This window comes from Polaromonas sp. CF318, assembly GCF_000282655.1.
GTDB lineage: Bacteria > Pseudomonadota > Gammaproteobacteria > Burkholderiales > Burkholderiaceae_C > Polaromonas.
This window is the reverse complement of record NZ_AKIV01000081.1, coordinates 1-19,324: the sequence shown is the minus strand read 5'-3', so window position 1 is coordinate 19,324 and position 19,324 is coordinate 1. Positions and strand designations below refer to the sequence as shown.

The window sequence follows — 19,324 nt, the reverse complement described above, 5'->3', positions numbered from 1 at the left end:
CCGCTTTTCATGGGTTGCCGCCGGGCTCAGTATTCCAGGCGTTCGGGCCGGATTTCCTGCAGGATGGTGGTCGAAATCTCTTCAATCGACTTGGTGGTGGTCGAGAGCCAGCGTATGCCCTCGCGCCGCATCATGGCCTCGGCCTCGTGGATTTCCTCGCGGCAGTTTTCCAGGCTGGCGTATTTGGAGTTGGGGCGGCGTTCGTTGCGGATCTGCGCCAGGCGCTCGGGCGCGATGGTCAGTCCGAAGATCTTCTTGCGGTGCGGCACCAGCGCCGGCGGCAACTGGCGGCGCTCGAAATCTTCCGGAATCAGCGGGTAATTGGAGGCCTTGAGGCCGTACTGCATGGCCAGGTAGAGCGAGGTCGGCGTCTTGCCGCTGCGGCTCACGCCCACCAGGATCACGTCCGAGTTTTCCAGGTCGCGGTTGCTCTGGCCGTCGTCGTGCGCCAGCGAAAAATTGATGGCCTCGATGCGATCATCGTATTCCTTGCTTTTGGAGGCATCCGAAAACCGGCCCACCCGGTGGTTGGACTTGATGCCCAGCTCGCCCTCCAGCGGCGCCACGAACATGCCGAACATGTCCAGCAGCATGCCGTTGCAATGGGTTTTGATGACGGCCAGGATTTCCATGTTGACCAGCGTGGTGAAAACGATGGGGCGCTTGCCCTCGACTTCGGCCGTGTGGTTGATCTGCCGTATCGCCTGGTGGGCCTTGTCCACGCTGTCGATAAAGGGCAGGCGGACATGGCGCGGCTTGAACTCGAACTGGGCCAGGATGGCGTTACCAAAGGTTTCCGCGGTGATGCCGGTGCCGTCGGAGATGAAAAACACGGTGCGTTGGGACATGGTGGGTATTTGGCTGATTGAAAGCTGGGTGAAAGGCTGACGCGGCACACACGGCGGCGGGCCCCTACAATTGGGCCAATTATCCAGTTTGTCACACCATGCCCCGCCACAACCCCCTCGAACAACAACAAGGTTGCCCGCCGCGCATGGTGAATTCCCCGGTTTTTAAACCTCCCGGAGTATTTTCATGTCCAAGCTTTTTGAGGCGACCGCCCTGGTCGTACCGTTTGAAAACCTGAGGATGACAGACGTCGAGGCCGTTGGCGGCAAGAACGCCAGCCTCGGCGAGATGATCTCGCAACTGCCCACCGGCCCCGAGGGCGTGCGGGTGCCCACCGGATTTGCCACCACGGCCCACGCATTTCGCGTGTTCCTGGCCCACGACGGGCTGGACAAAAAAATCAACGGCGTGCTGGACGCGCTCAACACCGACGACGTGCGCGCCCTGGCCGATGCCGGCGCCAAAATCCGCGCGCTGGTCGAAGCCCAGCCTTTCCCGGCCGACCTTGAAAAAGCCGTGCGCGACAGCTTTGCCGTCCTGAGCGCCGGCAACGCCCAGGCCAGCTTTGCGGTGCGCTCCTCGGCCACGGCCGAGGATCTGCCCGACGCGTCGTTTGCCGGCCAGCAGGAAACCTTTTTGAACGTGGTCGGCATCGAGGACGTGCTGCACAAGATGAAAGAGGTGTTCGCCTCGCTCTACAACGACCGCGCTATCAGCTACCGCGTGCACCAGGGTTTTGCCCATTCCGACGTGGCGCTGTCGGCCGGCATCCAGCGCATGGTGCGCAGCGACAAGGGCGCGGCCGGCGTGATGTTCACCATAGACACTGAAAGCGGCTTCGAGGACGTGGTTTTCATCACCTCCAGCTACGGCCTGGGCGAAACCGTGGTGCAAGGCGCAGTCAACCCCGACGAGTTCTATGTGCACAAGCCCATGCTCAAAGCAGGCAAGCGCGCCGTGATCCGCCGCAACCTGGGCTCCAAGCTGCTGCAGATGGAGTTCGCCACGCCGGAAGAGAAAAAAGCCGGCGGCAAGCTGGTCAAGACCACCGACGTGCCGACGGAACTGCGCAACCGCTATTCGCTGACCGACGACGACGTCGAGCAACTGGCCCGCTACGCGCTCATCATCGAGGCGCATTACGGTCGCCCCATGGACATCGAATGGGGCAAGGACGGCACAGACGGCCTGCTCTACATCCTGCAGGCGCGCCCCGAGACGGTGAAAAGCCAGGCCAAGGGCAAGGCCGAGCAGCGCTACAAGCTCAAGGGCACCGGCACGGTATTGGCAGAGGGCAGGGCGATCGGCCAGAAAATCGGCACCGGCCCGGTCCGCATCGTGCACGACATCAAGGACATGGACCAGGTGCAGGCCGGCGACATCCTCGTCACGGACATGACCGATCCGAACTGGGAGCCGGTGATGAAGCGCGCCAGCGCCATCGTCACCAACCGCGGCGGGCGCACCTGCCACGCGGCCATCATCGCGCGCGAGCTGGGCATCCCGGCCGTGGTCGGCTGCGGTGACGCCACCGAGACGTTGAAAGACGGCATGCTGGTGACGGTGAGCTGCGCCGAGGGCGATACCGGCAACATCTATGACGGCTTGCTCGAAACCGAGGTGACCGAGGTGCAGCGCGGCACCATGCCGCCCATAGACCTCAAGATCATGATGAACGTGGGCAACCCGCAGTTGGCCTTCGACTTCTGCCAGGTGCCCAACCACGGCGTGGGCCTGGCGCGGCTGGAGTTCATCATCAACAACAACATCGGTGTTCACCCCAAGGCCATCCTCGAGTACCCCAACATCGACGCCGACCTGAAGAAAGCCGTGGAAAGCGTGGCCCGCGGCCATGCCTCGCCGCGCGCTTTTTACGTCGACAAGGTGGCCGAAGGCATCGCCACCATAGGTGCGGCTTTCTGGCCCAAGCCGGTGATCGTGCGCCTGTCGGACTTCAAGTCCAACGAGTACCGCAAGCTGATAGGCGGCTCGCGCTACGAGCCCGAGGAAGAAAACCCCATGCTGGGCTTCCGCGGCGCGGCGCGCTACCTGAGCCCCGATTTCGCCGAGGCCTTTGCCATGGAGTGCGAAGCGCTCAAGCGCGTGCGCAACGACATGGGCCTGACCAATGTCGAGGTCATGGTGCCCTTTGTGCGCACCCTGGGCCAGGCCAAGGCCGTGACCGAACTGCTGGCCAAACACGGCCTCAAGCGCGGCGAGCAGGGCCTGAAGATCATCATGATGTGCGAGGTGCCCAGCAATGCGGTGCTGGCCGACCAGTTCCTCGAGTACTTCGACGGCTTCTCCATAGGCTCCAACGACCTGACCCAGCTCACCCTGGGCCTGGACCGCGATTCGGGCCTGGACATCCTGGCCAAGGACTTCGACGAGCGCGACCCCGCGGTCAAGGCGCTGCTGAGCCAGGCCATCGCCGCGTGCAAGCGTGCCAACAAATACGTCGGCATCTGCGGCCAGGGGCCCAGCGACCATCCCGACTTCGCCCTGTGGCTCAAGGAGCAGGGCATAGGCTCCATTTCGCTGAACCCCGACACGGTGATGGACACCTGGAAACAGCTGGCCGGCTGAGCCAGGCCCCCGCACCCACCGAGGGAAAACCCCCGGTGACCGGCGCCTCCGCGGTAAGCAATTGGCAAGTCCTCCGATGACAATCGGGGGCACTGCCTCTCCTGTCTGCCACCAGCCATGCTTGCCGTCGCCATCACCGCCAAACTGCTAGCTGAAATTGCGCTGCTCGCGCTGGCCGGCCAATGGGTGCTGGGTCTTCTGGCCGGCGCGGGGCGCGGCGGCAACCCGTTCTACCGCCTGCTGGAATTGCTGGGTCGGCCCTGGGTGAGGGCGGCGCGCTGGATTTCCCCAGCCGTGGTGCTGGAGCGCCACCTGCCTTTGGTGGCCTTCGGGGTGCTGGCGCTGGTCTGGCTTGCGGCGGCCATCACCAAAGTCCGCATCTGCCTGGAAATCGGGGTGGCCCTGTGCAAATGAGCTTGCCGCTTGCACCCGCCCTGCAGTACCACTTCCTGAAAGCGCAGGCCTTGTTGCTGCTCGCGGCCGGCAAGCGCGCGGCTGCCTTGTCGAGGTTCGCGCGGATGTTGAGCCTGCGGCCGGCCGATCCTTACACCCTGGCCAGCCGTGGCCATGTGCAGGCGCAACTGCATCTTATGCAGGAAGCCATTGACAGCCTGCGGCAACTGACCGCCGCCTGGCCGCGGCAGGCCACGGGCTGGTTCAACCTGGGCTATGTATTGCATCAGGCCGGGCACCATGAGGAGGCCGGCTCCGCCTTTGAGCGCGCGCTGGCGCTGGACCCGCGCCTGGACCGGGCCTGGTACGGCCTGGCGCTGGTGCGTATTCACCAGCGGCACTGGCAGGAGGCTGCCCAGGCGCTGGAGCGCAACACCGCGCTGCAGCCGCTGGGGCCCTATGGCTGGTACCGGCTCGCGCAGGTCTGGCTGGCGCTGGGCGAGCCGGGCAAGGCGCGCAAGGTCATCGCCCATTTGCGCCGTTTCGAGCCGCGCGTAGCCGCACAGCTGGAACGTGAAAACGCCGCGGCACTGCAGGCGGGCAGGGTAGCCACCAGCGAGGCAGGCCATGCAGCCCGCTGACAGCCACCGCCGCTACTGGCGCAAGACCCTCATGGTGACGGCCGCGCTGCTGCTGGTCTGGTTCAGCGTGACTTTCGGCGTGAGCTACTTTGCGCGCGCGCTGAATTTCCGGTTTTTCGGCTGGCCTTTCAGCTTCTGGGTGGGCGCGCAGGGCGCTTTGCTGGTGTACTGCCTGATCATCGGCTTTTATGCCTGGTACATGAACCGGCTCGACATCGAGCACGACGTGGCGGACGGGGACTAGATGGCCGGCTTCTTCGGTTCGCGCGAAGGGGTCATGCTGTCCAGCCAGCAGTTCAAGGCGCAGCTCAACCGCGTCTACCGCTGGTACACCGTGGGCCTGGTGGTGTTCGTGCTCATCCTCGCGGGCCTGGAGCGCATGGGCCTGCCGCGCCTGTGGATAGGCACGGCCTTCCTGCTGGCCACCATAGGCTTGTACGCGGGCATAGGCATCATGAGCCGCACCACCGACGCGGGTGAATACTATGTGGCGGGCCGGCGCGTGCCTGCGGTCTACAACGGCATGGCTACCGGCGCCGACTGGATGTCGGCCGCCTCCTTCATCGGCCTGGCCGGAACGCTCTACCTCACGGGTTACAACGGCCTCGCCTTCATCATGGGCTGGACCGGCGGCTACTGCCTGGTGGCGCTGGTGCTGGCGCCTTACCTGCGCAAGTTCGGCCAGTTCACCATTCCCGACTTCCTGGGAGAGCGCTATGGCAAGCTGCCGCGCCTGCTCGGTGTGGGGGCGGCCATCCTGTGTTCCTTCACCTACCTGGTCGCGCAGATTTACGGCGTGGGCCTGATCACCTCCTACCTGACCGGCATCGCCTTCGAGCTGGGCATTTTCCTGGGCCTGGGCGGCATCCTGGTGTGCTCCTTCCTGGGTGGCATGCGCGCCGTGACCTGGACGCAGGTGGCGCAGTACATCATCCTGGTGGTGGCTTACCTGATCCCGGTGGTGTGGCTGTCGGTCAAGCAGACCGGTGTTCCGGTCCCACAACTGGTTTACGGCTTCCAGCTCGAGAAAGTCAGCGCCAAAGAAAAAGAGCTGGCCGCGGACCCCAAGGAGCTGCAGGTGCGCGAGCTGTTCCGGCAGCGCTCCGAGGCGCTGTCCGGCAAGCTGGCCCACCCGGCCGAGGCGTTGGCCGCCGACAAGCTGGCCGCCGCCAAACGCATGGAGCAGCTCAAGGGCGGCAATGCCTCGGTGGCTGAAATCACCTCGGCGGCCAAGACCCTGGCCGCCATGCCCAGGGACGAGGCGGCGGCCGTCAAGGCCTGGACGGCCGCCAAAGCCGCGGCCGAGGTCAAGACCCTGCCGCTCAACGGCATGCCGGCCCATGCGGCGCAGTTCTCGGGCGACCCCGAGGGCGCGCCCAGGGAGCAGGAGGCCTACGACACCTCGCGCCGCAACTTCCTGGCCCTGGTGTTCTGCCTTATGGTGGGCACGGCCGCCTTGCCGCACATCCTGATGCGCTACTACACCGTGCCCAGCGTGCGCGAGGCGCGGCAGTCGGTCACCTGGTCGCTGTTTTTCATCTTTTTGCTGTATTTCACGGCACCAGCCCTGGCCGTGCTGGTGAAGTACGAAATCTTCACCGTGCTGGTCGGCACGCGCTTTGACCAGCTGCCGTCCTGGGTCGGCGCCTGGAGCCGGGTGGACGCCAGCCTGCTGTCGGTGGCTGACATCAACCGAGACAACATCCTGCAGCTCAATGAAATGACCATAGGCGGCGACATCATCGTGCTGCTCACGCCCGAGCTGGCGGGCCTGCCCTATGTCATCTCGGGCCTGGTGGCTGCCGGCGGGCTGGCCGCCGCGCTGTCGACCGCCGACGGCCTGCTGCTGACGATCGCCAACGCGCTGGGCCACGACCTCTATTACAAGATGATCGACCCCAACGCCTCCACCGTGAGCCGGGTCACGGTGTCCAAGATCCTGCTGCTCATCGTGGCCCTGCTGGCGGCCTATGTGGCGGCGCAAAAGCCGGCGGACATCCTGTTCCTGGTGTCGGCGGCGTTTTCCTTCGCCGCCGCCTCCTTTTTCCCGGCGCTGAGCCTGGGCATCTTCTGGAGGCGGGCCAACGGCATAGGCGCCGTCCTTGGCATGGTATCGGGCCTGGGCGTGACGTCTTACTACATGTTCACCAACCAGCCCTGGCTGCGCGCCACCTTCGGCATCAGCTCGCCGGTGCAGCTGTGGTGGGGCATAGACCCGATTTCGGCCGGGCTGTTCGGCGTGCCCGTGGGGTTTGCGGTGATGGTGCTGGTGAGCCTGCTCACCCCGGCGCCCAGCCAAAAAATCCAGGAGTTGGTCGAATACATCCGATATCCGGACCTAAAACGCCTTTAAAAACCCGGCCAGAGTGGTTTTTTGAGGGTTTTTCGGCGTTTTCAGGGCCTTTCCCCCAAAAAAAGTGGGCTGTACCTGTCCCCATATATTTACCAGCATGAGCCGTGGAACCGGCTTTGCCGGGCCACAGGCGGGCGGCCCCCTTGGGGGGCAGGAAGCTACACGAAGTGAGCGACCGTGGGGGCATGCTATACTCATGGGCTTCGCCTTGCTGCACCCTTAACGACGCTGGGGCAGCTTCAATCAACCACAAGGAGAGTTTATGCGTCACTATGAGATCGTCTTGCTGATCCACCCGGATCAAAGCGAGCAAGTCCCAGCCATGCTGGAACGTTACAAGGGCATGATCACCGCCGGCGGCGGAAAAGTGCACCGTGTTGAAGACTGGGGCCGCCGCCAGCTGGTGTACCTGATCCAGAAGCTCGCGAAAGCTCACTACCTCTGCATCAACATCGAAGCCAGCCAGGCCGTGATGGAAGAAATCGAACACGCGTTCAAGTTCAATGATGCCGTGCTGCGCCACCTGACCGTGGTCAAGAAAAAGGCCGAAACCGGCCCATCCCTCATGATGCGCAACGTCGAGAGGGAAGAAGCCCGCAAAGCCCAACAGCAGGAGTATGCGGCTTAATTGCCACCATGCTGTTGAACGCCTCGCTGCCGCGCAGCTGCCATTGAGCAAAAGCCCGCAGTGAACCACGTTGAACTGACCGCCTGTATCGCCGAGGTAAGTCCTCTTCGCTACACGCCCGCTGGAATCCCCGCCGCCAATTTCGTCCTCGAACACGAGTCCGAAATCGTCGAAGCCGGTGTTACCAGACAGGTCAAATTGACGGTCAGGGCGGTTGCCTTCGGAGCGCTGGCTGAGCAATCAGCCAGGTCACCCTTAGGCCAGCCTTTCAGGTTCACCGGTTTCCTCATCAATGCGCGCACCAGCAAAGGTGTTGTTTTCCATATTCAAGCTCTGCACAAGGTAGAGCAAGTACCGAACCCCATTTAAGGAGTCCATCATGGCCGGACCAAAACGTTTCAACAAAGACAAGCGCCCCAAGCGCAATACCCAATCCCTGCTGTTCAAGCGCAAGCGTTTTTGCCGCTTCACAGCCGCTGGCGTTGAGGAAATCGACTACAAGGACATCGACACCCTGCGCGATTTCGTTGCCGAAAACGGAAAAATCATCCCCGCACGCCTGACCGGCACGCGCGCGATTTTCCAGCGCCAGATCAACACCGCCGTCAAGCGCGCTCGCTTCCTCGCGATGCTGCCTTACAGCGACCAGCACCGTACCCTGTAAGGAGCGCGACCATGCAAATCATTCTGCTCGACAAAGTCGTGAACCTCGGTAACCTCGGCGAGATCGTCAAGGTCAAAGACGGCTATGCACGCAACTTCCTGATCCCTTCGGGCCGCGCACGCCGCGCCACGGAAGCCAACAAGGCCGAATTCGAAGCCAAGCGCGTCGAACTCGAAAAGGCTGCGGCCGCCAAGCTGGCCGAAATGCAAGCCCAGGGCGAAAAGCTGAGCGGCACGACCGTCAAGCTCACGCAAAAAGCCGGTGTTGACGGCCGCCTGTTCGGCTCCGTCACCAACCACGACATCTCGGCCGAGCTGACCAAGCAGGGTTTCCCCGTGCTGAAGTCGCAAATCCGCATGCCCAACGGCCCGCTGAAGATCGTCGGCGACCACGCCGTGACCGTTGCCCTGCACACCGATGTGGCTGTGGACATCACCGTGACCGTATACGGCGAAACCGCTTAAGCGTTTTCACCCTCACGAAAAAAGCCGCTCGACGAGCGGCTTTTTTCATGCCCGGCCGCATCCCCCGGCTGTGCACACCTTCCCGGTCCATTTCCACCCGATTTCCCCTGGTTATCCACAGCCTTATCCTGCGGTGTTTTGCGCCCACGGCGTACCATTCACCCTCTCCCAAGGAAACCCATGTCCGCCGTACTTTCCACCTATGACGATCCCGGCTACAGCCCCGACCGCCAGATCGCCCAGTTGCGCATCCCGCCGCATTCCATCGAGGGTGAATCCAGCGTGCTGGGCGGCCTGTTGCTCGACAACGGCGCCTGGGACCGTGTGGGTGACCTGCTGGTCGACGAGGATTTCTACCGCGCCGAGCACAAGCTGATTTTTGCCGCCGTGGGCGCGCTCATCAACGCGAACAAGCCGGCCGACATCATCACGGTCTACGAATACCTGCAGAACCAGGGCAAGGCCGACGAAGTAGGGGGTCTGAGCTACCTCAACTCGCTGGCGCAATACGTGCCCAGCGCCGCCAACATCCGCCGCTACGCCGAGATCGTGCGCGAGCGCTCCATCCTGCGCAAGCTGGTGTCGGCCTCCGACGAAATCGCCACCAACGCCTTCAACCCGCAGGGCAAGGACGTCGCCACCATCCTCGACGAGGCCGAGCAGAAGATCTTCAAGATCGGCGAGCAGGGCTCGCGCATGAAGGAAGGCTTCCAGAGCATGGACACGCTGGTCGTGAGCCTGCTGGACCGCGTAACCGAAATGGCCGAGAACCCGCAGGACGTCACCGGCGTGCCCACCGGCTTCAGGGATTTTGACCATATGACCTCCGGCCTCCAGGCCGGCGACCTGATCGTCCTGGCCGCGCGCCCCTCCATGGGCAAGACCGCACTGGCCATCAACATTGCCGAGCACGTCGCGCTCAACGAAGGCCTGCCGGTGGCGGTGTTCTCCATGGAAATGGGCGCGTCCCAGCTTGCCGTGCGTATCGTCGGCTCCATAGGCCGCATCGACCAGACCCATTTGCGCACCGGGGCCCTGACCGACGAAGAGTGGCCGCGCTTGACCGAAGCCATCGAAAAGCTGCGAACCGTTTCGCTGCACATCGACGAAACACCGGGCCTGACCGTGAGCGAGCTGCGCGCCAATGCGCGGCGCCTGGCCCGCCAGTGCGGCAAGCTGGGTCTCATCGTGGTTGACTACCTGCAACTCATGAGCGTGTCCGGCGGCATGGCCGAAGAAAACCGCGCCACCGCCGTCGGCGAAATCTCGCGCGGCCTGAAGATGCTGGCCAAGGAACTGCAGTGCCCGGTCATTGCCCTGTCGCAGCTCAGCCGCGGCGTTGAGTCGCGGACCGACAAGCGTCCCATGATGAGCGACCTGCGCGAGTCCGGCGCCATCGAGCAGGACGCCGACATCATCATGTTCATCTACCGCGACGAGTACTACACCAAAGAGGCCTGCAAGGAGCCCGGTGTCGCCGAGGTCATCATCAGCAAGCAGCGTAACGGCCCCACCGGCACGGTGAAGCTGGCCTTTATCAACCGCATCACCAAGTTCGAGAGCCTGGCCCACGGCGCGTCTGGGGACTTCTGACGATCGCCGGTGGCCTCAGGGCGCAGCATCCGCGTCGGCAGGCGTGCGCCTTTTTTTTCGTATGACCGTCACCGGCGCCGCGACACTCGCCGCTGCCGAGGCTTGCGCGGGCCTGGCGGCGAACAGGTGCTCAGCGCTGCTGATGGCGGCGTCGACGTCGCCGCGGTTCAGCCGCTGAACCACTGACCCATTGACCTGCAGGTAGGCGCCGTTGCGCGCAATGGCCAGGAAGCCGAATTCCATACCGCGGTGCACGGTTCCGATCACGCGGTAATGCTCCACCGGTGGAATGGCCCAGGGGGCCCTCAGGATTTTGTGCAGGCGGACCGTCAGGCGTTCATCCATACGGCTTTCTCCCTTGTTCTGGTATCGGATGGCATCGTTCTCCCCATCTTCGAAAACTTCGCCGACGGTTTGCCGATCTCTTGTGAAGACGTTGAAAGGTATTCGAGTTCGCCTGGGAGGGTTGCGCGAATTGTCTGTGCGCGGTAGATGTTTGTCGGATTTTCCAGATTCGGCTCGCTTTGGCCTGTTCTTTGCCGCCCGGACTGGCTAGCATCCGCCGGGACGGCAAGGTGTGATCCGCGTTCGTCTGGAAGCAAGGCTTGTTCCGTCCGGTTGTCTCGCGGCACCCGAACCGTCACTTGAAGTGGAAGTTTTCAACTCACCAACCTACAAGGAAAAATCCTATGCCTACCACCTCGAATAACGCGGAAGCCCACACCTTGTCGCGTAACCTGACGTCCAATTTCAAAGGGGACGTGAACTCGCTCAACCAGAAGGTTGTCGAAGGTCGCATCCTGGAAACCGCCATCGCCCAGCTCGCGGGCCGGCCCGGTTTCAATCCGGCGGCGATCAGCATCGTGTTCGGCCTGAAGTGGTAACTGCCGGCTAGCTGTCGCGGGGCGCACGGATATTTTTCGCGCGCCCCGTTCCGGCCCCGGTCTCTTAATCGCCCTTCCCCATGTTTCGTTCGGCCATCGTCAAACTGACAGCGGTGTGCGACATCGATTGCACCTACTGCTACATGTTCAACCAGGCGGATCGCACTTTCGAGCGCATGCCGGCACGCATGGCCTTGCCCACCGCCTTGCGCCTGCTGGACCGCATCTGCGACTATCACCCGCGGGGCGAGTCCGAGCCCTTTTCCATCGTCCTGCATGGCGGCGAACCCATGCTTTGGCCCGATGCCAGTTTTGCCGAACTGCTTTCGCAGATCGCCGGCCGTCGCGAACAGGGCTGGAATCTTGACGTTGCCGTACAGACCAACCTGGTGCAGCCTATCGCGCCGCAGCTGCTTTCCCTTTTTCGCGAACATCGCGTGTCGCTAGGCGTCAGCCTGGACGGCCCGCGCGAGGTGAACGATGCCGCGCGCGTGGACAAGCGCGGCCGCGGCACCTATGCGCGTGTCATGGCCAACGTCGAGCGCATGCTGGCCGACGGCGACGGCGGTTTGATAGGCGGCTTTCTGGCTGTGGCCAACCCTTCGCTGCCTCCGGGGGAATTCCTCGCCTGGGTGCGCAGCCTGCCGATTTCCAAGGTCGACGTGTTGTGGCCCATCGAATTCAACTGGCGCCATCCCCCGTGGCCGCTGGGGGCGTCGCGCGCCTATGCCGACGCGCCGCGCTACGGCGCCTGGTATGCCGAACTGTTCCGCGCCTGGTGGGCGCTGGACGATCCGGGCGTCACCATCCGGCTCTTCAACAACCTGCTTCACGTCGCGCTGGGAGGGCAGGGCCATATCGATGCCCTGGTGAACGACAGCTACAACATGTTCGTCGTCAATACCGACGGCAGCTACGAATACCCCGATTACCTGCGTGTGGCCGGTGACGGCTCGGCCGGCACGCCGTTCCACATCGACACGGACGGCATCGCCGCGCTGGCCGGCGACCCGCTGTTCGCGCGGCTGCTCAATTTGCGCGCTGAACTTCCGGTGAAGTGCGCCGGCTGCCGCCACCGCCTGGTCTGCGGCGGTGGTTTCCTTCCCGGCCGCAGCGATGCGAAAGACGGCATCACGGCGCGTGAATCCGTGCTGTGCGCGGACCAGATGCACTTTTTCGACGTCGCGCTCGGCCTTATCGAATCTTCCCTTCAACAGCGAGGTAGCCATGCCCACAGTGACCCGGAAAATGCCGCCGCCGCAGGCAGCCAAGCCTGAATTGCAGTGCGCCGATTTTGTCGAACAGGCCTTGATGCCGGACGCCGTGATCACGGCCGACCTGGTCCGTGAATCCGCCGCAGGCCGTCTGGACGATTTCCGGGCTCTGGCCGACTTCGTTCGGGCTTCACCGGCGCTCGCCGCGTATCGCGAGCGCTGGGAACAGGCGGTGCTCGACCTGGAGGCCCTGCTGCCGCATGAACGCATTGCCATAGGCTCCTCGCCTCTGTACCGCCGCTGGCTGCATGCGACCGGGCGCGCGCTGATCGCGGGCGCACCGCTGCCGGCGGTCGAGCCCTTGCTCGCGTCGGTTGCCAACTATATGCCGGGTTTCACCGAGATGTCGCCGCGCAGCAGGGTGCTGATGTCACGCGGCGGCCGCATCGAGACCTGGGACTGCGCCGCCAGCGCCGAACTGCCGGCCGGCCATGCGGACGGCGCCTGGTTATGCCGGCGCAAGGGCGCCTGGATCCACCTGAGCCGTCCGTCCGCGGACGGCCAGACCTTGAGTTCCTGTCCTGCCGCGCCGGAGGCAGTGCTGCCGCGATCCCACATCGTGGTCCGCAATGATTTGCCGGGCCTGCGGGTGTCGCTTGACGAAACACGCACACCCGAGCGCGGCAGCACCGTGCGCGAACAGGAAACCGACGTGCGCGAACGCTCCTACCCGCTGGGCCGTCACCGCCCCATCGTGGAGGCGGCGCAAGCCCTGCTGTCGGCCTGGCCCGAAGAGTACGAGGACTGGCGCTGCATGATGCGCGTGGTGGTGCCGCGCCTGCCGCCGCCGGGCTGGCAGATGGAGGGGTTCACGATCTCTTCCATGCAGGGGGCGGCATGGATACACCCGTCCAATACTTTGCGCACCCTCGAAAGCCTGGTCCATGAGCATAGCCACGTGAAGCTGCGCTATGTCGAGGAAGCCGTTGCGCTGCTGCAGCCCGTGCAGACAGGCGTGCGCTTTCCGGTCGGCTGGCGCAGCGACCCGCGCCCGGTGGTCGGCATCTTCGAGGGGGTGTATGTGCACCTGCACTGCGTGATGGCGCTGGTTCGCTACCTGCAGGACTCCCACCTGGATGCCGCGGCGCGGCGCGACGTCGCAACCCGCCTGGACGAGTTGCGGGTGCAGGCGCGCGAAGGGCTCGAACTGCTGCGCGCGCACGCTCGCTTCACCGCGGCGGGCCAGGGCTTTCTGCGCTGGGCCGGGTCCGCCTTGCAGGACAGCTGAAGCGCCGGCCCCGGGAGGGTGTCAGGGAAGATGCGCCTCAGCGCACGCACTCAAAGCCGTACTGGCCTTCAGCCGGCTTGGTGATCAAGCGCGCATGCCGGCCGCCGCGCTTCTGGCATTCGGTTTCGGCAATCTCCGTGGCGTCGGGCAGCTTTGAAGGGCGGGCTTTGACGATGATCAGCTTTTCGCCGTTGCTGATCAGTTCCGCGGCGCAGCCGGAGAGCAGGGCGCCGGCCAGCAACAGCGAAGACAGCAGGGACAGTTTGTTCATGAAAATTTCCTTGAAGGGATTAATGTAAAGGGTGGCAGCCCGCATCGGTGACGCCGGCCTGATCGCGTCAACCCAGCCCCAGCGCCTGGTACACCCGAAGCGCTCCATAGGCGTCATTGGCCGCGTAAACGATTTGCGCCTCCGTGAGCCTTTCGTTGGCCCAGTTGGAGGTCGCCGCTTTTTTGGACTTGAGGAAGCGCTTGTTGAACATCACGGCCACGGCGCCGCGCACGCCCATGTCCTTGCGGTAGCCGCGCTCGCGGAACACCACGTTGAGGTCCAGCACGCCCTGCAGGTCCGTCCCCAGCTTGCGGATGATGCGGCGCTGGTCGTCGCCCAGGCCGAAGCCGGCCTTGATCACGGCAGGTGAGCTCAGCACCAGGCCCACGGCGCGTCGGCATTCGGCGTCTTCAAGCTGGAAGATCCAGGCCTTGTGAAGAGTCGCCAGCTGCACGATGTGCGGCCCGTCCGAGGCCTCATTCTTGGCGAAAGTGGGTTTGGACTCGGTGTCAAAGCCCAGCACGGTGGCGCCGGTCAGGTCCTTGAGTGCCTGGGCCGCCCGGTCGGCTGTGGACACGACTTCGATCTGGTCCAGGCCCAGTCGCTCGAAGGGCTCGAGCAGCGCGATTTCTTCTTTGTCGGGGGTGGGATGGCGCTCGGTCATAGGTATCCATGCGAAAAGGACGTCTTAAAAAACAGGATGGCCAAGGCTAGAGCTTACAGTCGGGGTAGGGCGCCATTCCGGGCAACCCGTTTCTGACTCCACCATGGCCGCACAAAGCATCACCACCGAGCATTACAAGCTCTTTCCGTCGCCGCGCAACCGGCACCGCACGATTTTCCTGCACCAGGTGTTTGTGCCGCACTCCTACATGCTGATCGACATGGAAAGCTATCAGCTCAAAGGCAAATACAGCCTGTTCGGGGCTTGCCGGCTGGCCGATATGCGCATGGGCCAGCTGGTCACGCTGGAACTGGCCGAAGACGAAGCCACTTTCAACGCGAAATTCGTGCCGGACTGAAACGCCCGCCACCCGGGGCTAGCGGACGGCGCCCACGCCGCGCAGCATTTCATGCACGTCGTGCGTCATCACCGCCAGGAAGCCCGCCAGCGCCAGGTAATAAAAACCGTATTCGACACGCGTGGCCGCGCTGACCGCGTAATAGGTCTGGGCCTCCTCGCTGTCCGCTTTGTAGCGTATGGCCTTGAGCAGCTGCGGCGCGGCCAGCAGCGCCATCAGGATCAGCATGGGGCTGGGCCGCCAGAAGAACAGGCCCACCAGCACCGGCACCCCCAGCAGCCAGATGCGCGGCGACAGCACCGCGGTGATGCGCCCGCCGTCAAACGGCGACAGCGGGATCAGGTTGAAGAGGTTCAGAAAGAAACCGGAATAGGCGATCGCGAGCAGCAAATTGCTGTCCTGGTCGCGCGCCAGGAAGTAGCAGGCCAGCGCGCCCACCGTGCCCAGCAGCGGGCCGCCCAGGCCCACATAGGCCTCGGTTTCCGCATCATGCGGCATGTCCTTGAGTTCGACCCAGGCGCCGATAAAGGGGATGAAGGTGGGGGCGCCCACATTGAGTCCGCGCTGGCGGGCGGCGATGTAGTGGCCCATCTCATGCACGAACAGCAGCAGCACAAAGCCCACCGCATAGCGCCAGCCGAACAGCAGCGCATAGGCGAACACCGACACCAGCATGCTGCCGCCGGTCAGCAGCAGCTTGCCGAACTTCGCGCCCGTGAAAAGCAGCAACAGGAGCTTGGCCATGCCGTTTCGCCGTTCAGGCTTTGGGCGGCGCGGGCGGCACGTCCGTTGCGGCGCCGCCGAACGCTGCCGGCACGGTGTCCTGCTCGGCCCGGCTGACCGCCGGCTCCGGGGCGGGCACAGGAGCCGGCTTGCGCTTGAAGTACTTCAGGAACACCGTGCCGAAACCCGCCACGGCCAGGAAGATGACCTTCGCGAACTTGGCGAAAAACAGCGCGATCACCGCGAAGAAGCCCAGTTTTTTCGCGGCCACGCCCAGCACCAGCGCGGCCAGGCCGTATTCGGCGACCTTGTCGGTCTTGGAGTTGAAATCGGCGTAGCGCTTGCCCTCGTCGTACTGCAAGGCAGCCAGCAGTTCCGCCGCCGCGGGCTTGTCCTTGGGCAGGTCGTCCAGCGCCGTGACCAGGTTCATGCTGAAATAACCTTCGCGGCCTAACGCATAGGTGTTGTAGTTCACGCCCTGCGCCGCGCCGGCGGGCGCGCCCCGGTCCTTGCTGGACATGGCCCAGACCAGGCGGTGGGTGGCGGCGTTGTAGGCCGGCTTTTCAGCCCAGCCCACGATCTCCATTTCGGGAAAACCCATTTTTTTGCGCTCGGCGTTCGAGGCCTCGGTGCCTTCGCGGTAGCTTTTGAGCAGTTCGTCCGCGTTCCAGTCCTTGGCGTCGTCGTCTTTCACATAGCCGGCCGCCTCGAAGCGCACCGTCATGAACCAGCTGTCGCCCGTGGCCGGGAACACCAGGCCCTGTAGCCGTGAGTCGGTGCCGGGGTTGCCCATGGCATTGAGCAGCTTGCCCGCCTGCGGTTGCGGCACAAAGATGCGGCCGGCGGGCAGTTTGAGCACGGCCTGGCTTGCCAGCGCGATGTCCTGCGGCCCTTCCTTGGCGGCGGCGCGGCCTTCGGCCCAGATCTTCTCGGACTCTTCTTTTGACAGGGTCTGCGCCATGGCGGCGGCACACGACAGACAAACAGCCAGCGCACAGATGCGCGTCCACAAACGGTTCATGAAAGCCCTCCTTGTTGGAATATTTTGCGGGCTATTCTGACATGCCTTCCCGAAGGCTGTCGGGAGGCAGCCGGGAAGTGCCCGGGCCGCGCCCGTCAACAGGGCTTAAGCCTGCAGCTGCCGCGCCAGCAGCACCGCCACGTGGATGGCCTCGCGCTGCGCCCCGTCCTTGATCTGGTGGCGGCAGCTGGTGCCGTCGGCCACCACGATGGCGCCGGGCTGCTTGCGCACCGCCGGCAGCAGGCTCAGCTCCGCCATCTGCATGGAGACCTCGTAGTGGCCGGCTTCGTAGCCGAAGCTGCCGGCCATGCCGCAGCAGCTGGATTCGATCAGCTCGGGCTGCGCGCCCGGGATCAGCCTCAGTACGTCCAGGATGGGGCTCACCGCGCCAAAGGCCTTCTGGTGGCAGTGGCCGTGCAAAAGAATCGGCTGGGCCGCGGGCTTGAGCCGGCCCTTGAGCGTCTCGAGCTTGCCGCCCGCCGCCTCGCGCGCCAGGAATTCTTCCAGCAACAGCGCATGGCGGCTGATGGTTTGCGCCGCCTCGCCCAGGCCCATCACCAGCATCTCGTCGCGCAGCGTCAGCAGGCAGGAGGGCTCCAGGCCGACGATGGCGATGCCGCGCTCGGCGAAGGGCAGCAGGGCGCCCACCACCTCGCGCGCCTTGGCCTTGGCCTTGTCAACCATGCCGCCGGCCAGGTAGGTGCGGCCGCAGCACAGGCTCTTGCCGTCGGCCGTGGTTTTGGCCGCCACGTGTACGGTGTAGCCGGCCGCCTGCAGCACCGTGAGCGCAGCCAGCGCGTTTTCCGATTCGAAATAGCCGTTGAAAGTGTCCACGAACAGCACCACGGGCCTGGCGGCGGCCAGCACCTCCTCGCGGCTCGCGGTGTGGAGGCGGCCCGGCGGCGTGGCGCCGGTTTCAGCTTGCGCGTCCAGGCGCTTCCAGAAGGTGTTGCCGCGCCACTGCGGCAGGGTGCGGCGCGCCGACAGGCCCAGAATTTTTTCACTCAAGGCCGCCAGGCCCGGCACCTTGTCGCGCAGGTTGAGCAGCGGCGCGAAGCGGCTGGCCCAGTGCGCGTAGTCGGGCAGGTAGGCGACCAGCCGGTCTTTCAGCGTGTAGCCGTGCCTGGTCTTGTAGTGGTGCAAAAACTCCACCTTCATCTTGGCCATGTCCACGCCGGTGGGGCAGTCGCGCTTGCAACCCTTGCAGCCCACGCACAAGTCCATGGCCTCCTGCACGGCCTCGCTGGTGAAGGCGTCCTCCGCTTTCAAGCCATCAAGCTGGCCCGACAGCGCCAGGCGCAAGGTATTGGCGCGTCCGCGCGTCAGATGTTTCTCGTCGCGTGTGGCGCGGTAGCTGGGGCACATGGTGCCCGCGTCAAACTTTCTGCAATGGCCGTTGTTGTTGCACATCTCCACGGCCTTGGCAAAACCCTGGGCCGGGTCGCCGCCCGTGCCCGGCTCGCTGGTCTGCTCGGTCACCGGGTCGTTCTGCACGTTCCAGGCGCTCCAGTCCAGCGCGGTCTTGATCGGGATGACCTTGTAGCTGGGCGGGAAGCGCATCAGCCGCGTGTCGTCCATTTTGGGCGGGTTGATGATGCGGTTCGGGCTCAGCAGGTTCAGCGGGTCCAGGTAGTTCTTGATCTGCGCGAAGGCTTCGTTGATCTTCGGCCCGAATTGCCACTCAATCCACTCGCCGCGGCACAAGCCGTCGCCGTGCTCGCCGCTGTAGGCGCCCTTGTAGTGGCGCACCAGGGCCGAGGCCTCTTCGGCGATCGCGCGCATCTTGGCGCCGCCCTCGCGCCGCATGTCCAGGATGGGCCGCACATGCAGCGTGCCGACGGACGCATGGGCATACCAGGTGCCCTTGCTGCCGTATTTTCGGAACACCTGCGTCAGCGCGTCGGTGTACTCGGCCAGGTGCTCCAGCGGCACGGCGCAGTCCTCGATGAAGCTGACCGGCTTGCCGTCGCCCTTGAGGCTCATCATGATGTTCAGGCCCGCCTTGCGCACTTCCCACAGGTTTTTCTGGGGCGCGTCGTCCATCATCTCGACCACCGAGCCGGGCAGGCCCAGGTCGCCCATGAGCTCCACCAGCTGGTGCATTTTGGGCGCCAGCTCGGCCTTGGAATTACCCGAGAACTCCACCAGCAAAATCGCATCGGGTTGGCCGATGAGCGCGGTGCGCACCGTGGGTGCGAAGGCCGGGTTCTGCAGCGACAGCTCGATCATCGTGCGGTCCACCAGCTCGACCGCGCTCAGCGTTCCGTCACCGCCCAGCTTCACGATGTGCTGGGCCGTGTCCATGGCCTTGTAGAAGGTCGGGAAGTTCACCACGCCCAGCACCTTGGTGCGCGGCAGCTCGGCCAGGCGCAGCGTGAGCGATTTTGTCAGCGCCAGCGTGCCTTCGCTGCCCACCAGCAGGTGGGCCAGGTTCACCGAGCCGTCCTGGGTATAAGGCTTCTCGTTCTGGTTGTTGAAGATGTCCAGGTTGTAGCCGGCCACGCGGCGCAGCACCTTGGGCCAGTGCGCCTCCAGCTCGGGCCGCAGCTGGTCGGACAGTGCCTTCACATAGTCGCCCAGTTCGCGCGCCGCGCCGCCGGCCTTGTCATAGCGGCCGAGTTCCAGCAGGCTGCCGTCGGAGCGCCAGGCGCTGGCGCCCAGCACGTTGTGCACCATGTTGCCGTAGGCGATGCTGCGGCTGGCGCAGGGGTTGTTGCCGGGCATGCCGCC

Annotated in this window: 21 protein-coding genes; 14 read left to right on the top strand and 7 right to left on the bottom strand. The window is 64.5% G+C overall.

Features of this window, described 5'->3' with window-relative positions; all coding sequences use genetic code 11:
* Positions 1 to 26 precede the first annotated feature (26 nt).
* The gene (locus tag PMI15_RS15835) at positions 27 to 848 is read right to left on the bottom strand and encodes a pyruvate, water dikinase regulatory protein (RefSeq protein WP_007871103.1); all 822 of its coding nucleotides are present in this window, start codon (positions 846 to 848) and stop codon (positions 27 to 29) included.
* 187 nt (positions 849 to 1,035) lie between these two features.
* Between PMI15_RS15835 and ppsA the strand changes: the two genes are divergently transcribed.
* From ppsA to dnaB, 10 genes are all read left to right on the top strand, one after another.
* A complete protein-coding gene (gene ppsA / locus PMI15_RS15830) occupies positions 1,036 to 3,435 on the top strand; it encodes a phosphoenolpyruvate synthase (RefSeq protein WP_007871101.1) in 2,400 nt (799 codons plus the stop codon).
* Positions 3,436 to 3,552: 117 nt separating this feature from the next.
* Positions 3,553 to 3,849 carry a hypothetical protein gene (locus PMI15_RS15825; RefSeq protein WP_007871098.1) on the top strand — a complete coding sequence of 99 codons (297 nt, stop codon included), beginning with the start codon at positions 3,553 to 3,555 and terminating at the stop codon, positions 3,847 to 3,849.
* Entirely contained in the window at positions 3,846 to 4,469 is a 624-nt protein-coding gene (locus PMI15_RS15820; protein ID WP_007871096.1) for a tetratricopeptide repeat protein, read from the top strand. Before PMI15_RS15825 ends, PMI15_RS15820 begins: the two co-directional genes overlap by 4 nt.
* Entirely contained in the window at positions 4,456 to 4,713 is a 258-nt protein-coding gene (locus tag PMI15_RS15815) for a DUF4212 domain-containing protein (protein WP_007871093.1), read from the top strand. Before PMI15_RS15820 ends, PMI15_RS15815 begins: the two co-directional genes overlap by 14 nt.
* Entirely contained in the window at positions 4,714 to 6,822 is a 2,109-nt protein-coding gene (locus PMI15_RS15810; protein ID WP_007871091.1) for a sodium:solute symporter family protein, read from the top strand.
* A gap of 262 nt (positions 6,823 to 7,084) precedes the next feature.
* Positions 7,085 to 7,450, top strand: coding sequence for a 30S ribosomal protein S6 (rpsF, locus tag PMI15_RS15805; RefSeq protein WP_007871089.1), 366 nt, complete (start codon positions 7,085 to 7,087; stop codon positions 7,448 to 7,450).
* A gap of 60 nt (positions 7,451 to 7,510) precedes the next feature.
* Positions 7,511 to 7,819 carry a primosomal replication protein N gene (gene priB / locus PMI15_RS24415; RefSeq protein WP_081499626.1) on the top strand — a complete coding sequence of 103 codons (309 nt, stop codon included), beginning with the start codon at positions 7,511 to 7,513 and terminating at the stop codon, positions 7,817 to 7,819.
* 10 nt (positions 7,820 to 7,829) lie between these two features.
* Positions 7,830 to 8,114 carry a 30S ribosomal protein S18 gene (gene rpsR / locus PMI15_RS15800; RefSeq protein WP_007871078.1) on the top strand — a complete coding sequence of 95 codons (285 nt, stop codon included), beginning with the start codon at positions 7,830 to 7,832 and terminating at the stop codon, positions 8,112 to 8,114.
* A gap of 11 nt (positions 8,115 to 8,125) precedes the next feature.
* Entirely contained in the window at positions 8,126 to 8,578 is a 453-nt protein-coding gene (gene rplI / locus PMI15_RS15795; RefSeq protein ID WP_007871075.1) for a 50S ribosomal protein L9, read from the top strand.
* Positions 8,579 to 8,758: 180 nt separating this feature from the next.
* Complete coding sequence (dnaB, locus tag PMI15_RS15790) at positions 8,759 to 10,171, top strand: replicative DNA helicase (protein WP_007871072.1); 1,413 nt, start codon at positions 8,759 to 8,761, stop codon at positions 10,169 to 10,171.
* A 15-nt stretch (positions 10,172 to 10,186) separates the two neighbouring features.
* Here the strand turns inward: dnaB and PMI15_RS15785 are convergent, their stop codons facing one another.
* Positions 10,187 to 10,516, bottom strand: coding sequence for a hypothetical protein (locus PMI15_RS15785; protein WP_007871069.1), 330 nt, complete (start codon positions 10,514 to 10,516; stop codon positions 10,187 to 10,189).
* Positions 10,517 to 10,860: 344 nt separating this feature from the next.
* On the opposite strand from PMI15_RS15785, the gene PMI15_RS15780 reads away from it, so the two are divergent.
* The 3 genes from PMI15_RS15780 (at position 10,861) to PMI15_RS15770 (ending at position 13,557) form a co-directional block, all read left to right on the top strand.
* Positions 10,861 to 11,055 carry a hypothetical protein gene (locus tag PMI15_RS15780; protein ID WP_007871063.1) on the top strand — a complete coding sequence of 65 codons (195 nt, stop codon included), beginning with the start codon at positions 10,861 to 10,863 and terminating at the stop codon, positions 11,053 to 11,055.
* Positions 11,056 to 11,135: 80 nt separating this feature from the next.
* Complete coding sequence (locus tag PMI15_RS15775) at positions 11,136 to 12,332, top strand: radical SAM protein (protein ID WP_007871060.1); 1,197 nt, start codon at positions 11,136 to 11,138, stop codon at positions 12,330 to 12,332.
* Positions 12,283 to 13,557, top strand: coding sequence for an HEXXH motif domain-containing protein (locus PMI15_RS15770; RefSeq protein WP_007871057.1), 1,275 nt, complete (start codon positions 12,283 to 12,285; stop codon positions 13,555 to 13,557). The genes PMI15_RS15775 and PMI15_RS15770 overlap by 50 nt, the downstream gene beginning before the upstream one ends.
* 37 nt (positions 13,558 to 13,594) lie before the next feature.
* Here PMI15_RS15770 and PMI15_RS15765 read toward each other — a convergent pair whose 3' ends face one another.
* Both PMI15_RS15765 and PMI15_RS15760 read right to left on the bottom strand, forming a co-directional pair.
* Positions 13,595 to 13,828, bottom strand: coding sequence for a hypothetical protein (locus tag PMI15_RS15765; protein ID WP_007871054.1), 234 nt, complete (start codon positions 13,826 to 13,828; stop codon positions 13,595 to 13,597).
* A 67-nt stretch (positions 13,829 to 13,895) separates the two neighbouring features.
* Positions 13,896 to 14,492, bottom strand: a complete 597-nt coding sequence (locus PMI15_RS15760) for a 3'-5' exonuclease (protein WP_007871052.1) — start codon at positions 14,490 to 14,492, stop codon at positions 13,896 to 13,898.
* A gap of 103 nt (positions 14,493 to 14,595) precedes the next feature.
* Between PMI15_RS15760 and PMI15_RS15755 the strand changes: the two genes are divergently transcribed.
* Positions 14,596 to 14,850 carry a hypothetical protein gene (locus tag PMI15_RS15755; RefSeq protein ID WP_007871050.1) on the top strand — a complete coding sequence of 85 codons (255 nt, stop codon included), beginning with the start codon at positions 14,596 to 14,598 and terminating at the stop codon, positions 14,848 to 14,850.
* A gap of 18 nt (positions 14,851 to 14,868) precedes the next feature.
* Here the strand turns inward: PMI15_RS15755 and PMI15_RS15750 are convergent, their stop codons facing one another.
* The 3 genes from PMI15_RS15750 to PMI15_RS15740 form a co-directional block, all read right to left on the bottom strand.
* Positions 14,869 to 15,594 carry a site-2 protease family protein gene (locus PMI15_RS15750; RefSeq protein WP_007871048.1) on the bottom strand — a complete coding sequence of 242 codons (726 nt, stop codon included), beginning with the start codon at positions 15,592 to 15,594 and terminating at the stop codon, positions 14,869 to 14,871.
* Positions 15,595 to 15,607: 13 nt separating this feature from the next.
* Positions 15,608 to 16,594 carry a DUF2167 domain-containing protein gene (locus PMI15_RS15745; RefSeq protein ID WP_007871046.1) on the bottom strand — a complete coding sequence of 329 codons (987 nt, stop codon included), beginning with the start codon at positions 16,592 to 16,594 and terminating at the stop codon, positions 15,608 to 15,610.
* Positions 16,595 to 16,699: 105 nt separating this feature from the next.
* Positions 16,700 to 19,324: FAD-binding and (Fe-S)-binding domain-containing protein (locus PMI15_RS15740; RefSeq protein ID WP_007871044.1), on the bottom strand; the 2,625-nt coding region annotated here is incomplete at its 5' end.

Excerpts from the sequence above, each read along its gene's own strand:
- PMI15_RS15750 (WP_007871048.1), bottom strand. The coding sequence starts at position 15,594 with ATGGCCAAGCTCCTGTTGCTGCTTTTCACGGGCGCGAAGTTCGGCAAG.
- PMI15_RS15815 (WP_007871093.1), top strand. The coding sequence starts at position 4,456 with ATGCAGCCCGCTGACAGCCACCGCCGCTACTGGCGCAAGACCCTCATG.
- PMI15_RS15780 (WP_007871063.1), top strand. The coding sequence starts at position 10,861 with ATGCCTACCACCTCGAATAACGCGGAAGCCCACACCTTGTCGCGTAAC.
- PMI15_RS15765 (WP_007871054.1), bottom strand. The coding sequence starts at position 13,828 with ATGAACAAACTGTCCCTGCTGTCTTCGCTGTTGCTGGCCGGCGCCCTG.
- PMI15_RS15825 (WP_007871098.1), top strand. The coding sequence starts at position 3,553 with ATGCTTGCCGTCGCCATCACCGCCAAACTGCTAGCTGAAATTGCGCTG.
- PMI15_RS15755 (WP_007871050.1), top strand. The coding sequence starts at position 14,596 with ATGGCCGCACAAAGCATCACCACCGAGCATTACAAGCTCTTTCCGTCG.
- rpsR (WP_007871078.1), top strand. The coding sequence starts at position 7,830 with ATGGCCGGACCAAAACGTTTCAACAAAGACAAGCGCCCCAAGCGCAAT.
- PMI15_RS15775 (WP_007871060.1), top strand. The coding sequence starts at position 11,136 with ATGTTTCGTTCGGCCATCGTCAAACTGACAGCGGTGTGCGACATCGAT.
- PMI15_RS15835 (WP_007871103.1), bottom strand. The coding sequence starts at position 848 with ATGTCCCAACGCACCGTGTTTTTCATCTCCGACGGCACCGGCATCACC.
- PMI15_RS15810 (WP_007871091.1), top strand. The coding sequence starts at position 4,714 with ATGGCCGGCTTCTTCGGTTCGCGCGAAGGGGTCATGCTGTCCAGCCAG.
- PMI15_RS15770 (WP_007871057.1), top strand. The coding sequence starts at position 12,283 with ATGCCCACAGTGACCCGGAAAATGCCGCCGCCGCAGGCAGCCAAGCCT.
- PMI15_RS15785 (WP_007871069.1), bottom strand. The coding sequence starts at position 10,516 with ATGGATGAACGCCTGACGGTCCGCCTGCACAAAATCCTGAGGGCCCCC.
- PMI15_RS15745 (WP_007871046.1), bottom strand. The coding sequence starts at position 16,594 with ATGAACCGTTTGTGGACGCGCATCTGTGCGCTGGCTGTTTGTCTGTCG.
- PMI15_RS15820 (WP_007871096.1), top strand. The coding sequence starts at position 3,846 with ATGAGCTTGCCGCTTGCACCCGCCCTGCAGTACCACTTCCTGAAAGCG.
- rplI (WP_007871075.1), top strand. The coding sequence starts at position 8,126 with ATGCAAATCATTCTGCTCGACAAAGTCGTGAACCTCGGTAACCTCGGC.
- ppsA (WP_007871101.1), top strand. The coding sequence starts at position 1,036 with ATGTCCAAGCTTTTTGAGGCGACCGCCCTGGTCGTACCGTTTGAAAAC.
- dnaB (WP_007871072.1), top strand. The coding sequence starts at position 8,759 with ATGTCCGCCGTACTTTCCACCTATGACGATCCCGGCTACAGCCCCGAC.
- PMI15_RS15760 (WP_007871052.1), bottom strand. The coding sequence starts at position 14,492 with ATGACCGAGCGCCATCCCACCCCCGACAAAGAAGAAATCGCGCTGCTC.
- rpsF (WP_007871089.1), top strand. The coding sequence starts at position 7,085 with ATGCGTCACTATGAGATCGTCTTGCTGATCCACCCGGATCAAAGCGAG.